17 protein-coding genes are annotated in these 14,992 nt (G+C 70.8%); 5 read left to right on the plus strand and 12 right to left on the minus strand.

The genetic code is table 11. The annotated features are described in order from the left end of the window. Position 1 precedes the first annotated feature (1 nt). The 7 genes from guaB to groES form a co-directional block, all read right to left on the minus strand. Positions 2 to 1,498 (minus strand): IMP dehydrogenase, encoded by a 1,497-nt coding sequence (gene guaB, locus ABEA10_RS01940; protein ID WP_329250807.1) that lies wholly within the window; start codon positions 1,496 to 1,498, stop codon positions 2 to 4. A 134-nt stretch (positions 1,499 to 1,632) separates the two neighbouring features. After that, on the minus strand, positions 1,633 to 2,019 hold the full coding sequence (locus ABEA10_RS01945; protein ID WP_329250804.1) for a DUF5319 domain-containing protein: 387 nt from the start codon (positions 2,017 to 2,019) through the stop codon (positions 1,633 to 1,635). Between the two features lie 91 nt (positions 2,020 to 2,110). Next, a complete protein-coding gene (locus ABEA10_RS01950) occupies positions 2,111 to 2,398 on the minus strand; it encodes a hypothetical protein (protein ID WP_345456513.1) in 288 nt (95 codons plus the stop codon). Positions 2,399 to 2,699: 301 nt separating this feature from the next. After that, a complete protein-coding gene (locus tag ABEA10_RS01955; RefSeq protein WP_345456516.1) occupies positions 2,700 to 3,383 on the minus strand; it encodes a hypothetical protein in 684 nt (227 codons plus the stop codon). Then, positions 3,380 to 4,018 carry a sigma-70 family RNA polymerase sigma factor gene (locus ABEA10_RS01960; RefSeq protein WP_425550851.1) on the minus strand — a complete coding sequence of 213 codons (639 nt, stop codon included), beginning with the start codon at positions 4,016 to 4,018 and terminating at the stop codon, positions 3,380 to 3,382. The genes ABEA10_RS01955 and ABEA10_RS01960 overlap by 4 nt, the downstream gene beginning before the upstream one ends. A 275-nt stretch (positions 4,019 to 4,293) precedes the next feature. Continuing rightward, positions 4,294 to 5,916, minus strand: coding sequence for a chaperonin GroEL (gene groL, locus ABEA10_RS01965; RefSeq protein ID WP_329250796.1), 1,623 nt, complete (start codon positions 5,914 to 5,916; stop codon positions 4,294 to 4,296). A 103-nt stretch (positions 5,917 to 6,019) separates the two neighbouring features. Continuing rightward, a complete protein-coding gene (groES, locus tag ABEA10_RS01970; protein ID WP_425550860.1) occupies positions 6,020 to 6,331 on the minus strand; it encodes a co-chaperone GroES in 312 nt (103 codons plus the stop codon). 304 nt (positions 6,332 to 6,635) lie between these two features. On the opposite strand from groES, the gene ABEA10_RS01975 reads away from it, so the two are divergent. The 4 genes from ABEA10_RS01975 to ABEA10_RS01990 all read left to right on the plus strand — a co-directional run bounded on the left by ABEA10_RS01975 (position 6,636) and on the right by ABEA10_RS01990 (position 10,746). Next, a complete protein-coding gene (locus ABEA10_RS01975) occupies positions 6,636 to 7,874 on the plus strand; it encodes a class I SAM-dependent methyltransferase (RefSeq protein ID WP_345456523.1) in 1,239 nt (412 codons plus the stop codon). A 122-nt stretch (positions 7,875 to 7,996) separates the two neighbouring features. Then, positions 7,997 to 8,212, plus strand: a complete 216-nt coding sequence (locus tag ABEA10_RS01980; protein WP_345456526.1) for a TFIIB-type zinc ribbon-containing protein — start codon at positions 7,997 to 7,999, stop codon at positions 8,210 to 8,212. Positions 8,213 to 8,427: 215 nt separating this feature from the next. Then, positions 8,428 to 9,618, plus strand: coding sequence for a hypothetical protein (locus tag ABEA10_RS01985; RefSeq protein ID WP_425550861.1), 1,191 nt, complete (start codon positions 8,428 to 8,430; stop codon positions 9,616 to 9,618). Between the two features lie 204 nt (positions 9,619 to 9,822). Beyond that, positions 9,823 to 10,746 carry a phosphotransferase family protein gene (locus ABEA10_RS01990; RefSeq protein ID WP_345456530.1) on the plus strand — a complete coding sequence of 308 codons (924 nt, stop codon included), beginning with the start codon at positions 9,823 to 9,825 and terminating at the stop codon, positions 10,744 to 10,746. A 16-nt stretch (positions 10,747 to 10,762) separates the two neighbouring features. Here ABEA10_RS01990 and tsaD read toward each other — a convergent pair whose 3' ends face one another. From tsaD to ABEA10_RS02010, 4 genes are read right to left on the minus strand one after another with little or no spacing between them, the layout of a single operon-like run. Beyond that, the gene (tsaD, locus tag ABEA10_RS01995; RefSeq protein ID WP_345456532.1) at positions 10,763 to 11,794 is read right to left on the minus strand and encodes a tRNA (adenosine(37)-N6)-threonylcarbamoyltransferase complex transferase subunit TsaD; all 1,032 of its coding nucleotides are present in this window, start codon (positions 11,792 to 11,794) and stop codon (positions 10,763 to 10,765) included. Further along, the gene (gene rimI, locus ABEA10_RS02000) at positions 11,791 to 12,273 is read right to left on the minus strand and encodes a ribosomal protein S18-alanine N-acetyltransferase (RefSeq protein ID WP_345456534.1); all 483 of its coding nucleotides are present in this window, start codon (positions 12,271 to 12,273) and stop codon (positions 11,791 to 11,793) included. Before rimI ends, tsaD begins: the two co-directional genes overlap by 4 nt. Beyond that, positions 12,270 to 12,935: a tRNA (adenosine(37)-N6)-threonylcarbamoyltransferase complex dimerization subunit type 1 TsaB gene (tsaB, locus tag ABEA10_RS02005; RefSeq protein ID WP_345456537.1), complete on the minus strand. Its 666-nt coding sequence runs from the start codon at positions 12,933 to 12,935 to the stop codon at positions 12,270 to 12,272. The genes rimI and tsaB overlap by 4 nt, the downstream gene beginning before the upstream one ends. A 35-nt stretch (positions 12,936 to 12,970) precedes the next feature. Continuing rightward, entirely contained in the window at positions 12,971 to 13,690 is a 720-nt protein-coding gene (locus ABEA10_RS02010; RefSeq protein ID WP_345456540.1) for a hypothetical protein, read from the minus strand. Between the two features lie 186 nt (positions 13,691 to 13,876). Between ABEA10_RS02010 and ABEA10_RS02015 the strand changes: the two genes are divergently transcribed. Continuing rightward, positions 13,877 to 14,485, plus strand: coding sequence for a nucleotidyltransferase domain-containing protein (locus tag ABEA10_RS02015; protein ID WP_345456543.1), 609 nt, complete (start codon positions 13,877 to 13,879; stop codon positions 14,483 to 14,485). Positions 14,486 to 14,501: 16 nt separating this feature from the next. Here the strand turns inward: ABEA10_RS02015 and tsaE are convergent, their stop codons facing one another. After that, positions 14,502 to 14,960 carry a tRNA (adenosine(37)-N6)-threonylcarbamoyltransferase complex ATPase subunit type 1 TsaE gene (tsaE, locus tag ABEA10_RS02020; RefSeq protein ID WP_345456546.1) on the minus strand — a complete coding sequence of 153 codons (459 nt, stop codon included), beginning with the start codon at positions 14,958 to 14,960 and terminating at the stop codon, positions 14,502 to 14,504. Positions 14,961 to 14,992 lie beyond the last annotated feature (32 nt).

A 14,992-nucleotide genomic window follows, 5' to 3' on the forward strand; every position in this document is an offset into this window, starting at 1 on the left:
TTCAGCGGACCTGGTAGTTGGGCGCCTCGACCGTCATCTGGATGTCGTGCGGGTGGCTCTCCCGCAGACCCGCCCCGGTGATCGGCATGAGTACGGACTTTTCCTTCAGGTCCCTGATCGTGCGGGAGCCGGTGTACCACATCGCCTGGCGCAGGCCACCGACGAGCTGGTGGGCGACGGCCGCGATCGGCCCGCGGTAGGGCACCTGGCCCTCGATGCCCTCGGGGATGAGCTTGTCCTCGCCCTCGACCGTCTCCTGGGAGTAGCGGTCCTTGCTGTAGGAGCCGCCGCGCTCGCGGTTTTTCATCGCGCCGAGCGAGCCCATGCCCCGGTAGGTCTTGTACTGCTTGCCGTTGATGAAGATCAGCTCACCGGGGCTCTCCTCGCAGCCCGCGAGCAGCGAACCCAGCATCACCGAGTCGGCCCCGGCCGCGATGGCCTTGGCGATGTCGCCCGAGTACTGCAGGCCGCCGTCGCCGATCACCGGCACCCCGGCGGGACGGCAGGCCAGCGCGGCCTCGTAGATCGCGGTCACCTGCGGCGCGCCGACCCCGGCCACCACCCGCGTCGTACAGATCGAGCCGGGGCCGACCCCGACCTTGACCGCGTCGGCGCCCGCGTCGACCAGCGCCTGGGCGCCCGCGCGGGTCGCGATGTTGCCCGCGATGATGTCCGCGCGGGTGTTGGCCTTGAGCTTGGCGACCATGTCGAGCATGCCGCGCGAATGACCGTGGGCGGTGTCCACGACGATGACGTCGGCCCCGGCGTCGACCAGCGCGCGGGCGCGCAGCTCGGCCTCCTCGCCCACGCCCACCCCGGCGCCGACGATCAGCCGGCCGGCGGAGTCTTTGGTGGCGTCGGGGTACTGCTCGCTCTTGGTGAAGTCCTTGACGGTGATCAGCCCGCGCAGCCGGTCGCCCTTGTCGACCAGCGGGAGCTTCTCCACCTTGTTCTTTCGCAGGAGGGCGAACGCGTCCTCACGGGACACGCCGACCGGGGCCGTGACCAGCGGCATCGGCGTCATGACCTCACGCACGGGACGGGAGGTGTCGGTCTCGAACCGCATGTCGCGGTTGGTCACGATGCCGACCAGGACGCCTTCCTCGTCGGTCACCGGCACACCGGAGATGCGGTAGTGGGCGCACAGGCGCTCGACGTCGGCGAGCGTGTCACCGGGCGAGCACGTCACCGGGTCGGTGACCATGCCCGCCTCGGACCGCTTGACCAGGTCGACCTGGAGCGCCTGTTCTTCGATCGGCAGGTTGCGGTGCAGCACGCCGAGGCCGCCCTGACGGGCCATCGCCACGGCCATCCGGGCCTCGGTGACGGTGTCCATCGCCGCGGAGACCAGCGGGATGCGCAGGGTCACCGAGCGGGACAGGCGTGTCGACGTGTCGGCCTCACCCGGCGCGAGATCGGAATAGGAGGGCACGAGCAACACGTCGTCGTAGGTGAAGCCCTGCGGGGCGAACTTTGCGGGCTCGGGCGCGGAAGTCATTGGCATCATCCGATGGGGTGCGATATCGGGCCAGGTCAGCGGATCCTGGTTACATCCTAGAGCGAGGGGGTTGCTGACAAGGCCCGTTGGGTGGGGCTGTGGACAACCGGGAGCACCCCTGTGAGCCCTGATCCCTAGCCGGACTGGCCCTCTTCGCTGTCGATCACGCCGTCGACGTAGCCACGGGCGTACTCCCAGCTGACGTAGTCGCTCGGCTCGGCGGCGATGGCCGGTTCGTGCACCCGGGCCAGCCCTTGGTCGAGCAGGTGCCGCAGGTTGCCGTACAGCAGGTCCCAGTCGATGTGATGAGGCTTGCCGCAGTCGGTGCAGTCGACCGTCAGGCCCTTGATGCCCAACGGCTCCAGGAGCGCGCGGAAGACCTCGAGGTCGGACAGATCCGCGAGCACGTCCTCACGCTCCGTCATGCTCAGCGGCTCGACCTCGTCATCCAGGTCGCCGAGCGCGGCGGCCGGGTCTTCCGGATCATCCGCGAAAGGATCGAGCGGGGCGTCATCGTGCACAAACCCACGCTACTGCGCGGCGCAAGTGGTGGGTGCCGGGTCCGTCACACCAATGAGCAGGCCGACGCCGGCCACGGCGTTGCGGCGATCCTCAGCCGATCCCGTCCAAGATCTTCAGAAAGAAGGCCGAGATGGCTCTGCGCAGCGTGAACCAGTAGCTCAGACGCCAGATCGCGGGGAAGGCCGGCAGCGTCGGGCGGAAGATCCGCGATCTCGTGTCCCGCCTGGCACCGCACAGGTGACAGACGCCCGCCCACAGGCACGCCAGCGGCCAGACCACCAGGTGCAGCGCGAACAACACCGGGGTCAGCAGGAAGGTGACGAGCCAGTACACGCCGTAGAACGCGAAGAACGGCGACAGGACGATCAACAGGAGCACCCGGCCGACGGTCCCCCAGAAGCCATGTCCGCGAAGCCGCAGCAGCGGGAACCGAGGGCGGTCCGCCGTGCCCGGTCGCCCCGGACGCTGAGCCGCCGACGGTCCGGTCCGAGACGGCGTCGCGTGCTGAGGCGTGAGAGGCGTCTGATGCCACTGCCCGTGCCCGCCCTGCGGCGGCCGTCCCCGCGGGGGCGGTGGGCCGCTTTGTCCGTGATTCTGGCCCGTCACGGGGTCACCATATCTTCGGTGGTCACTCAACGACCGTTGGTGACCACAATCAGCCTCCGGAGGCGGACAGGCCTCAGGGGGTGGAGGTGCGCTCCGGCCGGTACGGCGACCTGTGCCAGCCGTCGTTCGAGGGGTGCGCGTCCGTATGGCTCGACGGGTGGTGACCATGGCCGTCGACCGGCGATCGCGTGGTGCCGCGCGACGGCCGGTGGCCCCAGTGAGTCCACGGCGGCCGCGGATCATCGGCGGCGCGGGGCGCGGAGTCCTCCGGCGGTACGGCGCGCGGGCGCTTGTCCGGCGGGCGCCGCGTCGGCATGCGGCGACCGGTCAGCATGGTGTTCGTGTCGGCCACCGGGTCGTGGCGCTGGGCGTTCTCGTTGGAACGTTCCGCGCCGTTGACTCCGGCCGATCCGTGGGTGCCGCCCATCGCGCCGAGATCCTTGCCCCCGCCCGCGGCGGCGGCACCGGCCGACGTCAGCACCATCGCGGCCACACCGAAGGTCACGAACACGCGGACGCCCCGGCGGTACTGCCCCTGGAGGCCGCACGGCACGCGGGACGGCGGGGCGGGCAGCGGCGGAGCACCCGCGTCGACGTCGGCGACCAGCGCCGCCAGCAGGGCGGCCGCCGGATCGTCGGAGGAGGAGCGGCGGACGTCGGCGAGGCGGCGGGTGGAGAGCGCGTCGAAGAGCTCGTCGCTGCTGCTCACGGCACTGATGTCGAACGGATCGGGGGTGGTGGCACGACCACGTGTCAAGCGATCGACTCCTCACTTGCCATCGCTCGAAGCCGGGCGATGGCCCGGTGTTGCGCGACGCGTACGGCCCCCGCTGACATACCGAGTACATTACCGGTCTCCTCCGCGGAGAGACCGGCCACCACCCGCAGAAGAACCAGTTCGCGCTGGTGTTCCGGCAAGCGGTCGAGCAGGTCGCGAGCGCGCTCGGCCTCGATGTAGCGCACGACCGTCTCCTCCGGCCCCGGACCCTCGTCGGGCCCGTCGGGCAGGTCCTCGGTCGGCACGGCCGCACGGATGGCGCTGCGCAACGCGTCGGCGATCTTGTGTGAGGCGATGCCGAAGACGAAGGAGGCGAATGGCCGGCCCATGTCACGGTAACGGGGCAGGGCCCCGAGCACGGCGATGCACACCTCCTGCGCCACGTCATCGGCGATGTGGTATTGCCCGGACACCCGGCCGAGTCGCGCACGGCAGTAACGGACGATCATCGGGCGCACACGCCCGATCAGAGACTCGACCGCCGCCGGGTCTCCCTGTACGGCGAGATTCGTCAAGTCGCGGAGATCGCTTTCATCCCCTTTGGCCGGACGGCTCAACCGTAGATCGTCGGCAGCACCCCGATACGTGGCCCCGGCGATTGCTCCCTCGGTCACGAGAGCATGATGCCCATCGAGATCGCGCCTGTCTGCCTCGTTGATGACAACGGAATGGTCACAGTGCACGATCGAGCGGCCATTTCTCACTCATTGTAGCCGCACACAAGCTCACTGTCAGCGTTGTGCGTCATTTGCAACACACATTCCGAGAGCAGCAGGCTTTCGGGAAATTATTGGCATCCCTCGCAAGTCCAGCCTACGCGGGGCCGCCGAAGACAAAGAAAGGCCCTCGCCGCACGGTGCGGCGAGGGCCCGGAAAAGACCGGCCGGTATCAGTGACCGTGGCCGTGGCCGTGACCTCCGGCCGCGGCGTCGGGCTCTTCCTCCGGCTTGTCCGCGACCAGCGCCTCGGTGGTGAGGAGCATGCCCGCGATCGACGCGGCGTTGGTGACCGCCGAACGGGTCACCTTCACCGGGTCGATGACGCCCTGCGCGATCAGGTCGCCGAACTCGCCGGTGGCGGCGTTGAAGCCGTGCCCGGCCGACAGCGCCTGGACCTTGGAGACGACGACGTAGCCCTCGTTGCCGCCGTTCTCGGCGATCCAGCGCAGCGGCTCGACGAGCGCCTTGCGTACGGACTCCGCGCCCGTGGCCTCGTCGCCCGACAGGCCGAGCGCGTCGAAGCCGCCCTTGGCGACGTGCACCAGCGCGCTGCCGCCGCCGGAGACGATGCCCTCCTCGATGGCCGCGCGGGTCGCGGAGATGGCGTCCTCGAGACGGTGCTTCTTCTCCTTCAGCTCCACCTCGGTGGCCGCGCCGACGCGCAGCACGCTCACACCGCCGGCGAGCTTGGCGAGCCGCTCCTGGAGCTTCTCGCGGTCCCAGTCGGAGTCGCTGTTCTCGATCTCCTGGCGGATCTGGCGGACCCGGTCCTCGATGGCGGAGGCCTCGCCCGCGCCGTCGACGATCGTGGTGGCGTCCTTCTTCACCGTGACGCGGCGGGCCGTGCCGAGCATGTCGAGCTCGACGCCGTCCAGCTTGAGGCCGACGGCCTCGGTGATGACCTGGCCGCCGGTGAGCACGGCGATGTCCTCGAGCATGGCCTTGCGGCGGTCGCCGAAGCCGGGGGCCTTGACGGCGACGCTGACGAAGGTGCCGCGGATCTTGTTCTGCACCAGGAGCGCCAGGGCCTCGCCCTCGACGTCCTCGGCGACGACCAGCAGCGGCTTACGCGTCTGGGCGACCTTCTCCGCCAGGGGCAGGAAGTCGTTGACGTTGGAGATCTTGCCGTCGTGGATGAGGATGTAGGCGTCCTCGAGGACCGCCTCCATGCGCTCGGGGTCGGTCACCATGTACGGCGACAGGTACCCCTTGTCGAACTGGAGCCCCTCGGTGAACTCCAGCTCCAGGCCCATCGTGTGGGCCTCCTCGACCGTGATGACGCCGTCCTTGCCCACCTTGTCGAACGCCTCGGCGATCAGCTCACCGATCTTGGCGTCCTGGGCGGAGATGGTGGCGACGTGCGCGATCGACTCCTTGTCGTCGACCTCGCGGGCCGACTTGAGCAGCTCGTCGGAGACGTACGCGGCGGCGGCGTCGATGCCGCGCTTGAGGCCGATCGGCGAGGCGCCGGCGGCGACGTTGCGCAGGCCCTCGTGGACCATGGCCTGGGCCAGGACCGTCGCGGTGGTGGTGCCGTCACCCGCGATGTCGTTGGTCTTGGTGGCGACCTCCTTGGCGAGCTGGGCCCCGAGGTTCTCGAACGGGTCCTCCAGGTCGACCTCGCGTGCGATGGTCACACCGTCGTTGGTGATCGTGGGGGCGCCCCACTTCTTGTCGATGACGACGTTGCGGCCACGCGGGCCGATCGTCACCTTCACGGCGTCGGCGAGGGCGTTGACACCGCGCTCCAGCGAGCGCCGCGCGTCCTCGTCGAAGTCCAGGATCTTCGGCATGAGAGAAGCTCCAAGTAAGGGATGTACGTCAGATATGCGCTAGAAGCACACAGCCCCGGCCGCCCGCAGGGGCCGACCGGGGCGGTGCATCTGTCTTCAGTTGTTACTTCTCGACGACGGCGAGCACGTCGCGAGCGGACAGCACGAGGTAGTCCTCGTTGTTGTACTTGACCTCGGTGCCGCCGTACTTGCTGTAGAGCACGACATCCCCGACGTTGACGTCGAGCGGCACGCGCTTCTCGCCCTTGTCGTCGAAGCGGCCCGGGCCCACGGCGAGGACGGTGCCCTCCTGCGGCTTCTCCTTGGCGGTGTCCGGAATAACCAGACCTGACGCAGTTGTCTGCTCGGCCTCGAGGGGCTGGACGACGATGCGGTCCTCGAGCGGCTTGAGAACAACCTTGGTGGCGGTCGACACGATCTGACCTTCCCCTTCGATTGCGTATCCTCGGCCGACCGAAGCGGCCAGCCGCATGATGGAGACGCGACCACGGTGGCCTGCCGTCGCGGGTGCCAGACCAGCCTGTCGCTTGATTGGCACTCTACTGATGAGAGTGCCAGTCATGGAGATTATGCCGTGCTCGGGTACCCGTCAACACGGGCCCGCACCTACGGAGTCCGCCGCCCGTGACCTGCCCCGATGACACGTCCAGCGCATCGTGTGACTCTCCGGCGCCCGCGGCCGGTGTCGTACGGCGACCGGGCGTCGCTACCTTCGTCGGGTGGACATCGCCGCTTTCGAAGGCCTGCTGACCCCCGGCGGCCAGGCCCTGCTCGGCGAGACGGGCGCGGCCGACGTGAGCGAGGGGGCGCTGCTGGCGACGGCCTCGCGGCTGCGCGCCCGCCATCCCCCTGAGCTGGTCGGGGCCGCGCTGACCCAGGTACGCCTGCGGCAGCGGGCGCGCGCCAAGTTCGGCGCCGACGCCGACCGCATGTACTTCACGCCGGCCGGCCTGGAGCAGGCGACGCGGGCGAGCGTCGCGCGGCACCGGGCCCGGCGCTTCGCCGCCCACCTGGAAGGCGCCGGCAGCGTGCTCGACCTCGGCTGCGGCATCGGCGGCGACCTGGTCGCACGCGGACGGGCCGGCTGCCACGGCCTGGGCGTCGACCTGGACCCGCTGACCGCCGCCGTCGCCCGCGCGAACGTGGCGGCCTTCGGGCTGGAGGGCTCCGCGTCCGTACGCGCGGGTGACGCGGTCGCCCAGGACCCCGCGCGGCACGCCGCCGTCTTCGCCGACCCCGGGCGGCGTACGTCGCGTGGGCGGGTGTTCGACCCGGAGGCGTACGAACCGCCGCTGACCACCGTGCTCGGCCTCGCCCGTACGGCGCCGGCCGGCTGCGTGAAGGTGGCGCCGGGCATCCCGCACGACGCGGTGCCGGAGGGCGCCGAGGCCGAGTGGATCTCCGACGGCGGCGAGGTCAAGGAGGCGGCTCTGTGGCTCGGCGGCCTGTCCGGGGCCCGGCGGGGCACGACGCTGCGCCGGGCGACCGTGCTCAGGGAGGGCGCGGAGCCGGCCACGATGACGGCCGACCCGGCCCTCGGGCCGCCGCCCGTCGCACCGTGGCGGCGCTACCTCTACGAACCGGACGGAGCGGTCATACGCGCCCATCTCGTCGGAGAGGTCGCCGCCACGCTCGGCGGGGCGCTCGCCGACCCGCGCATCGCTTACGTCACCTCCGACACACTGCGCCCCACGCCGTTCGCCCGCGCGTACGAGATCCACGACGTCCTGCCCTTCTCGGTCAAACGCCTGCGGGCGGAGCTGCGGCGACGCGACGCCGGCACCCTGACGATCAAGAAGCGCGGATTCGCCGTCGACATCGAACGCCTCCGGCGTGACCTGCGGCCGTCCGGGTCGCGGGAGTGGGTCGTGGTTCTCACCCGGGTCGGCGAAACACCAACGGCACTCATCTGCGAAGCCCGCCGACACCAGGTCACGGCAGAAGACACGCCACCCTAAGGCAAACACTGCGACTATTGCCGTATTGGGTTGACTACTCTTGGCAGCGGCCGCAATCCGCGCCGCGGGGGCGCGACAGGAGGAGCGCCCGGCCGGGCGCACGGGGGAAATGGGGAACGACGATGACCGACGCCGTGCTGCAATGTCCCAAGTGCGGCGTCGCCATGCTCGGTTTTCACCGCGCCGGCGTCTCCCTGCGGGAGTGCGGCGCGTGCCGCGGCGTCTTCCTCGGCCGTGGCGAACTGGACCGGCTCCTCGGACGCGGCTCCTCGGGCGCGGCCGGGACGAACGCTCACGCGATGCCCGCGCCTTACGAAGGCCGTCACCGCCGCGACTAAAACGGCATTCCGCTACTCCGGGATAATGATCTCTTTTCCCTGAATTTCTTTGCTTACGCTCGATGACCATGGTCGGCTCATTAGAGTGACCCTTCGCGACGCACGCCACTGCCATTTCCGCGCGCAGGCCGGCGACCCGGCAAAACGAAGGAGCTCCCCGGGTGGACACCAATCACAACTTCCTGCAGACAGGAGGTCAACCGGTCTCGGACCGAATGCGGGAATTGCTGGCCCGCGCTGCTCAAGATCATGTTTACGAGCAACGCTCGACAGGTCAGGTCCTCGACGAGATCCATCAGCGGCTCGAAGGCATCGAGTGGCTGCTCCGCGAGGTGCGCGAGCGCGAGCTCAGCGGCCTGACGACCCAGCTCGACTCGGTCCGCGGCCAGGTCGACGAGCTGTACGGCAAGCCTCCGGAGTGGGCCGAGGGGCTGGCCGAGCACATCGAGTCCGTCGGCGAGAAGGTCAAGCCGGTCGCCGAGCTGCCCTCGCTGTGGGCCGACGTCGGCGTCATCGCGGAGAACGTCGACGAGGGCCTCTCCCGCATCCAGAACGTCCTCGACTCGAGCAAGAGCATCACCGACGCGACGCTGCGGGCCGCGCAGCAGATGGACGACCTCACCAAGCGCCTCGACCGGCTGGCGGGCACGATGGAGGCCGCGTCCGTACGCTTCAACCGGCTCGACAAGACCCTCGCCGACCTCGGACACCGCTCCGAGAAGCTCGAGCACCAGATCAACGCCGTGGCCGGCAAGGTCGACCAGTCGCTCGGCGACATGGCCGAGCGCGTCGAGCAGGGGCTCGACGCGGTGAACGGCAGGGTCGAGGGCGTCGGCGGGCGCCTCGACGGCATCGACGGCCGCGTCGAGGGCCTGTCCGGCAAGATCAAGGGCATCGAGGGCCACTTCCAGGGGCTCGAGGCCAAGATCGAAGGGGTCGACGACCGCGTCGACGGGGTCAACCAGCGCATCGGCCAGCTGCCGGTCACGCTGGAGATCGGCGAGTTGCACCGCAAGCTCGCCGCCATCGGCGACCGGCCGTTCATCGACCCGACCGACCGCTTCGACGCGCTGGAGAAACGCCTCGCCGAGGCGATCGACCCGCTCGTCGACGAGCTGCGGGCACGGCCCGACCGCGACGAGGCCGAGGAGACCCTGTCGAAGATCGTCGAGTCGTCGCGCTCCGACCTCACGAAGCACATGGAGATCCTCCGGGAGGACCTGCTGCGGCAGGTCGGCGGTGTGCACGAGGACGTGAGCAAGAAGGTCGACGGGGTCCAGCACGACATGACGCAGCGCATGATCTCCGTCCACGAGGACCTCATGAAACGGCTCATCACGCTCGAGGAGACCATGCTCGCGCTGGCCGAGGCGCTCTTCCGCCCGCGCCGGGAGACCAAGGAGTGACGGCGACGGCCGCTCCGGCCTTGTCCCGGAGCGGCCTTTTCGTCGCCCTTTGCGCGGAACGCTACCCCCATGGGCATTTGCGCGACTTTCTGGGTTAATAGCAGGCCCAAGAAGATCGTTGTGCCGCAATGACATGCCGTTTACTTCACCTTGGATTGATAAAATCACTCCCGATACGGTTCGGAATCCGTTTGGATGGGACCCGTGACCTTCCCCAGATTCTCAGAGCCGCTGAGCGCTGCCACGCTGCGCTGGGTCGAGGAATGCCTGGGGCCGGGCAGCGAGGTGAAGATGGTCCGGCCGCTCGTCGGCGGCCTGTCCCACATCAACCACGCGCTGCTCGCGGAGAGCCGCTCCGGCACCGTGCACCGGCTCGTGCTGCGCCGCTGGGCCTCCGCGTCCTGGCCGGACATCGACATCGAGTTCTCGCCCGAGCGCGAAATCGCCGCGCTGACGCTCCTGGCGGGCTGTGAGATCCCGACGCCGTCGCTCGTGGCCGCCGACCCCTCCGGAGCCCACTGCGAGACGCCGACGCTGCTGATCACGCGGCTGCTCGGCCATCCGCCCCGACCGGCGCGCGAAGAACTCCCCGAATACCTCATCCAGCTCGCCGCCGGCCTGCTGTCGGTGCACGCGGTCGGGGGCGCCTCCACGATGCCGCCCTACCGCCCGTACAACCACCTCGACGTACGCCTCGCACCGATCAACGCGCGGCACCCGGCGCTGTGGGAGCGGGCGTTCGACATCGCGGCCGGCCCGTGCCCGGGCGCCACACCGCACTTCATCCACCGCGACTACCTGCCCGACAACACCCTCTGGGCGTACGGGCGGCTCACCGGCGTCGTCGACTGGTCCAGTGCCTCCCACGGCCCGGCCGCCGTCGACGTCGCCCACATGCGATGGAACCTCGCGCTCCGCTACGGGGTCGAGGTCGCCGACCGGTTCCTGGGCTCGTTCGACCAGGTCTCCGGCGGCTACCGGCACAACCCCTACTGGGACCTGCGCAGCGTGCTCGACCTGCTGCCCGAGCAGTCGCTGCGGCCGATCTCCCCGGGCGACATCCCGCTGCTGGAGGAGTTCCTCGAACGGGCGCTGATCGAACTCGGCGCTCCGGCCGCGCGGTTCTGACGGCGGTTCCGGCGGCTCAGACCAGCACGTCGGTGATCGGCAGGGACGAGTCGGCGGGGAGGTCGAGGGACGACGGGGCCAGGCCCGCGCCGACGAGCTCGGCGCCGAGTGCCGCGACCATCGCGCCGTTGTCGGTGCACAGCTTCGGCCGCGGCACGCGCAGCCGGATGCCGGCCGCCTCACAGCGCTCCTGGGCCAGCGCCCGCAGCCGTGAGTTGGCCGCGACGCCCCCGCCGATGAGCAGGTGGGAGACGTCGTTGTCCTTGCAGGCGGCGATGGCCTTCTTGGTCAGCACGTCGACCACCGCCTCCTGGAACGCCGCCGCGACGTCGGCCACCGGCACCGGGTCACCGGCCCGCTCACGCGACTCGACCCAGCGGGCCACCGCGGTCTTCAGCCCCGAGAAGGAGAAGTCGTAGGTGCCGTCCTCGTACTTGCCGCGCGGAAAGGCGATCGACCCCGGGTCGCCCTCGCGCGCCGCGCGGTCGATGTGCGGGCCGCCGGGGAAGCCGAGGTCGAGCACCCGCGCCACCTTGTCGAACGCCTCACCGGCGGCGTCGTCGACCGTCGCGCCCAGCGGGCGTACGTCGGAGGCCACGTCGGGCACGAGCAGGAGCGAGGAGTGCCCGCCGGACACCAGCAGGGCCACGCAGGGCTTGGGCAGCGCGCCGTGTTCGAGCTGGTCGACGGCCACGTGCGCGGCGAGGTGGTTGACGCCGTACAGCGGCTTGCCCAGGCCCAGGGAGTACGCCTTGGCGGCCGCGACGCCGACGAGCAGGGCGCCGGCGAGACCGGGGCCGGCGGTTACCGCGATCGCGTCGACGTCCGCGAGCGTCACACCGGCCTCCCTCAGCGCGCGGTCCACGGTCGGCGTCATCGCCTCCAGGTGGGCGCGGGAGGCCACCTCGGGCACCACCCCGCCGAACCTGGCGTGCTCATCGACGCTGGAGGCGATCGCGTCGGCGAGGAGCGTGTGGCCCCGGACCACGCCCACGCCCGTCTCGTCACACGACGTCTCGATGCCCAGCACCAACGGCTGGTCCTTCACGTCCCCACCCCCTGCCGCGCCGGCGCGCCGGCCGGCCGCGACTGTTTCACCATCACGATCGCGTCCACCCCGGAGGGCTGGTAGTAGCGCTTGCGGATCCCGACGGCGGTGAAGCCGAAGCGCTCGTAGAGCCGGCGCGCCCGGTCGTTGTCGGCGCGCACGTCGAGGAAGATCTCCGCGCAGCCGCGTACGGCCGCCTCCTCCAGCAGCGCGGTCAGCAACGCCGACCCGATGCCCCGGCCCTGCAGCTCCGGGCGCACGCCGATGGTCAGCACGTCGCCCTGCCCGCCCACGGCGGACAGGCCGGCCCAGCCCGCGAGCACGCCGCCGTCGTCCACGGCGACGTAGTGGCGGGTGCCGCTGCGATCGACCAGCTCGCCGCGGTAGGTCTTCTCGGACCAGGCCTCGTCGGTGAACAGCAGGTGTTCGAGCTCCAGCACCGCCGGCAGATCGTCGAGGGTCAGCTCGCGGACCTTCATCCCGGCGTCACCCGCTTGCGGGGCCCGGGCTCACGCGCGTCGGGCTTGCGCAGGTAGAGCGGCTCGGGCGGCAGGAGATCGGGACCTTCGCCCCCGGACAGCCGCGAGACGACGAGCTCGGCGATCGCGGCGGCCGACGGCAGCGCCGGGGTCTCGCCCTTGAGCACGTCCGGGTAGAGCAGCGCGCCCTCGCCCAGCGCGGGCAGCCCCGGGACCGCGGCGTCGGCGGGCTTGCCGACCGACGGACCGTCGGTGCGGACGGTCGCCGAGTCGTACCGCGCCCAGTAGACCTCTTTGCGGCGCGCGTCGGTGGCCACCACGAACGGGTCGGTGCGCTTGGACTCCCAGGCGAGCGCGTCGAGCGTGCAGACGCCGTGCACCGGGATCTGCAGGACGGCGCCGAGCGAGCGCGCGGTGACCAGGCCGACCCGCAGGCCGGTGTACGGGCCGGGGCCGACGCCGACGGCGATGGCGGACAGCTCCTCGCGGCTCACCCGCGCGTCGCCGAGCACGGTGCCGATCGCGGGTGCGAGAACCTCGGCGTGCCTGCGGCGGTCGACGACCTTGGACTCGGCCCGGAGGCGCGGCGTCTCGCCCGGGGCCCACTCGCTCAGCGCGACGGTGACCGCGGCTGTCGCGGTATCGAAAGCCAGGACCAGCACGATCCTTGAGGGTAGCGCCCTCCGGCCACTGCGAGTTACGAGTGAGACTCGAGTTTGGAGACGATGTCGCGTGCGGCCTCCAGGGCGCCGTCGCCCGCGGACTTGGACGACAGAGGGGTGCCCGCGGCGTTGAGGTGGTCGCCGCCGGAGTAGTGCACGGTGATCAGTACGTTGGCGAGCCGGGCGTTGGCGACGGCCTCCCCGATCGCGGCGCCGGCGTCGACCGTGTACACGACGTAGGCCTGTTCTCCCACGCCGCTCACGCCACGGCTGTCCCGTACCTTGACGCCGTCCGCCAGATCCTTGCCGTCGCGGTCGGCGCGCCACTCGTCGGAGAAGGTGCGGATCGCGGTGTCGGTGGCCGACGTGCCGCCGCCCGCGGCGATGGCGCGCAGTTCGACGCTCAGCTGGCGGGTGCGCGAGCCGTACCGGCTCCAGGCGCACTCGCTGTGCTCGTCGGACTGGGTGGCGACGGTCGCGCTGCGGTCGGCGCCGGGCGCGAGTTCGTCGGCGACGCTCTTGCTGAGCGTGTCGCAGGCACTGGGCACGGCGTCGCGTTCGGATCCCTGGCCGGTGCTCATGGGCGAGCTCGCGGCACCCGCGTCCCGCGAGTGCGGCTGGTGGGCGTGGTCCCGGCCGACGGTGACCCAGGCGACGGCGCCGGAAACCCCGACGACGGACACGGCCGCACAGGCGGCGGCGACCAGGCGGCCACGCCGTCTGGCCGGCCGGACGGCACGACGACGACCGCTCACCGGGTCTCCCCTCCCTCATTTCCCATTCGCGTGCTTTGCCGGGAGATGAGATTTAAGGGAAGAGAGTACGACAAGATCGTAATTCTGATCGATCGAGGGTCCCGAATTTGGTATGAGGCTCGCCGTGAGCGTTCACGCGCGAGCGCAGCGTGGTGAAGGAGTCACGCGGGTGACCGAGGGGGAACGATGGAGTCGATCGTCGTGCCGTACGGGCGCTGGAAGCCCGCGACGCCCGCCCAGGTCGCCACGCTGTTCTCCGCGATGCCGTGCCGGTGGTGGATCGCCGGCGGGTACGCCATCGAACTCGCCGTCGGCCATCGCGTCCGCGACCACGGGGACATCGACGTGATGATGCTGCGCCCGGACCAGCTCCACCTGCACGACGCGCTGCGCGGCTGGGAGTGCTGGGCCGCCGATCCACCGGGCGTCCTGCGTCCCTGGGAGCCCACCGAGGTGCTGCCGCCCGCCGTCCACGACATCTGGTGCCGCCCGGGACCCGGCGAACCGTGGCGTCTCCAGGTGATGCTGGACGAGACGAACGGCGAAGACTGGGTGTCTCGCCGCGATCCCGCCATCCGGCGCCCCCTGGCCGACATCGGGACGACCGGGCCGGACGGCATCCCCTGTCTCGCGCCCGAGATCCAGCTGTTCTACAAGGCCAAGGACCCGCGGCGCAAAGACGAGATCGATCTCCTCGCGGTCCTGCCCCTCCTGGACGCGGCGCGCCGGCGCTGGCTGAGCGAAGCCCTGTCGCACTGCTTCGGCTCGCACCCGTGGCAGGACCGGCTCACGTAGCGAGCGACGCGGCCCGTCAGAGCGGGTGGTCGCCGAGGTTCTCCCACCGGCGGCCGACGCCGGCCAGCGTGACCGTGCGCTCGTCGGTCTCGCCGCGTTCGATGGCGATCTCCAGGCGGTCGTCGGACAGGCCCTCGGCGATGCCGCCGCCCCACTCGACCACGGTGATCGCGTCCTGCAGGTCCAGGTCGAGGTCGTCCAGCTCGTCCAGGCCGCCGAGGCGGTACGCGTCGGCGTGCACGAGCGCGGGGCCGCCCGCCAGCGACGGATGCACGCGCGCGATCACGAAGGTCGGTGAGGTGATCGGGCCGCGGACCTTCAGGCCGTCGCCCAGGCCCTGCGTCAGCGTCGTCTTGCCCGCCCCGAGCGGGCCGGACAGCAGGACGAGGTCGCCGGCGCGCAGCAGGCCGGCCAGCCGGCGGCCCAGGTCGCGCATCTCTCTCTCGGTCGGGACGTGGAAGGCGGGCGTGCTCATGCGCCCTCCGTGACCACGGGGCCGGTTCGCTC

The organism is Actinoallomurus oryzae (assembly GCF_039541955.1).
Classification (GTDB): domain Bacteria; phylum Actinomycetota; class Actinomycetes; order Streptosporangiales; family Streptosporangiaceae; genus Actinoallomurus; species Actinoallomurus oryzae.

Bases quoted from the DNA above. Each gene is read 5' to 3' on its own strand.
- guaB (WP_329250807.1), bottom strand. From the start codon at position 1,498: ATGACTTCCGCGCCCGAGCCCGCAAAGTTCGCCCCGCAGGGCTTCACC.
- groL (WP_329250796.1), bottom strand. From the start codon at position 5,916: ATGCCGAAGATCCTGGACTTCGACGAGGACGCGCGGCGCTCGCTGGAG.
- ABEA10_RS01980 (WP_345456526.1), top strand. From the start codon at position 7,997: ATGACCGACGCCGTGCTGCAATGTCCCAAGTGCGGCGTCGCCATGCTC.
- ABEA10_RS01985 (WP_425550861.1), top strand. From the start codon at position 8,428: ATGCGGGAATTGCTGGCCCGCGCTGCTCAAGATCATGTTTACGAGCAA.
- rimI (WP_345456534.1), bottom strand. From the start codon at position 12,273: ATGAAGGTCCGCGAGCTGACCCTCGACGATCTGCCGGCGGTGCTGGAG.
- ABEA10_RS02015 (WP_345456543.1), top strand. From the start codon at position 13,877: ATGGAGTCGATCGTCGTGCCGTACGGGCGCTGGAAGCCCGCGACGCCC.
- tsaE (WP_345456546.1), bottom strand. From the start codon at position 14,960: ATGAGCACGCCCGCCTTCCACGTCCCGACCGAGAGAGAGATGCGCGAC.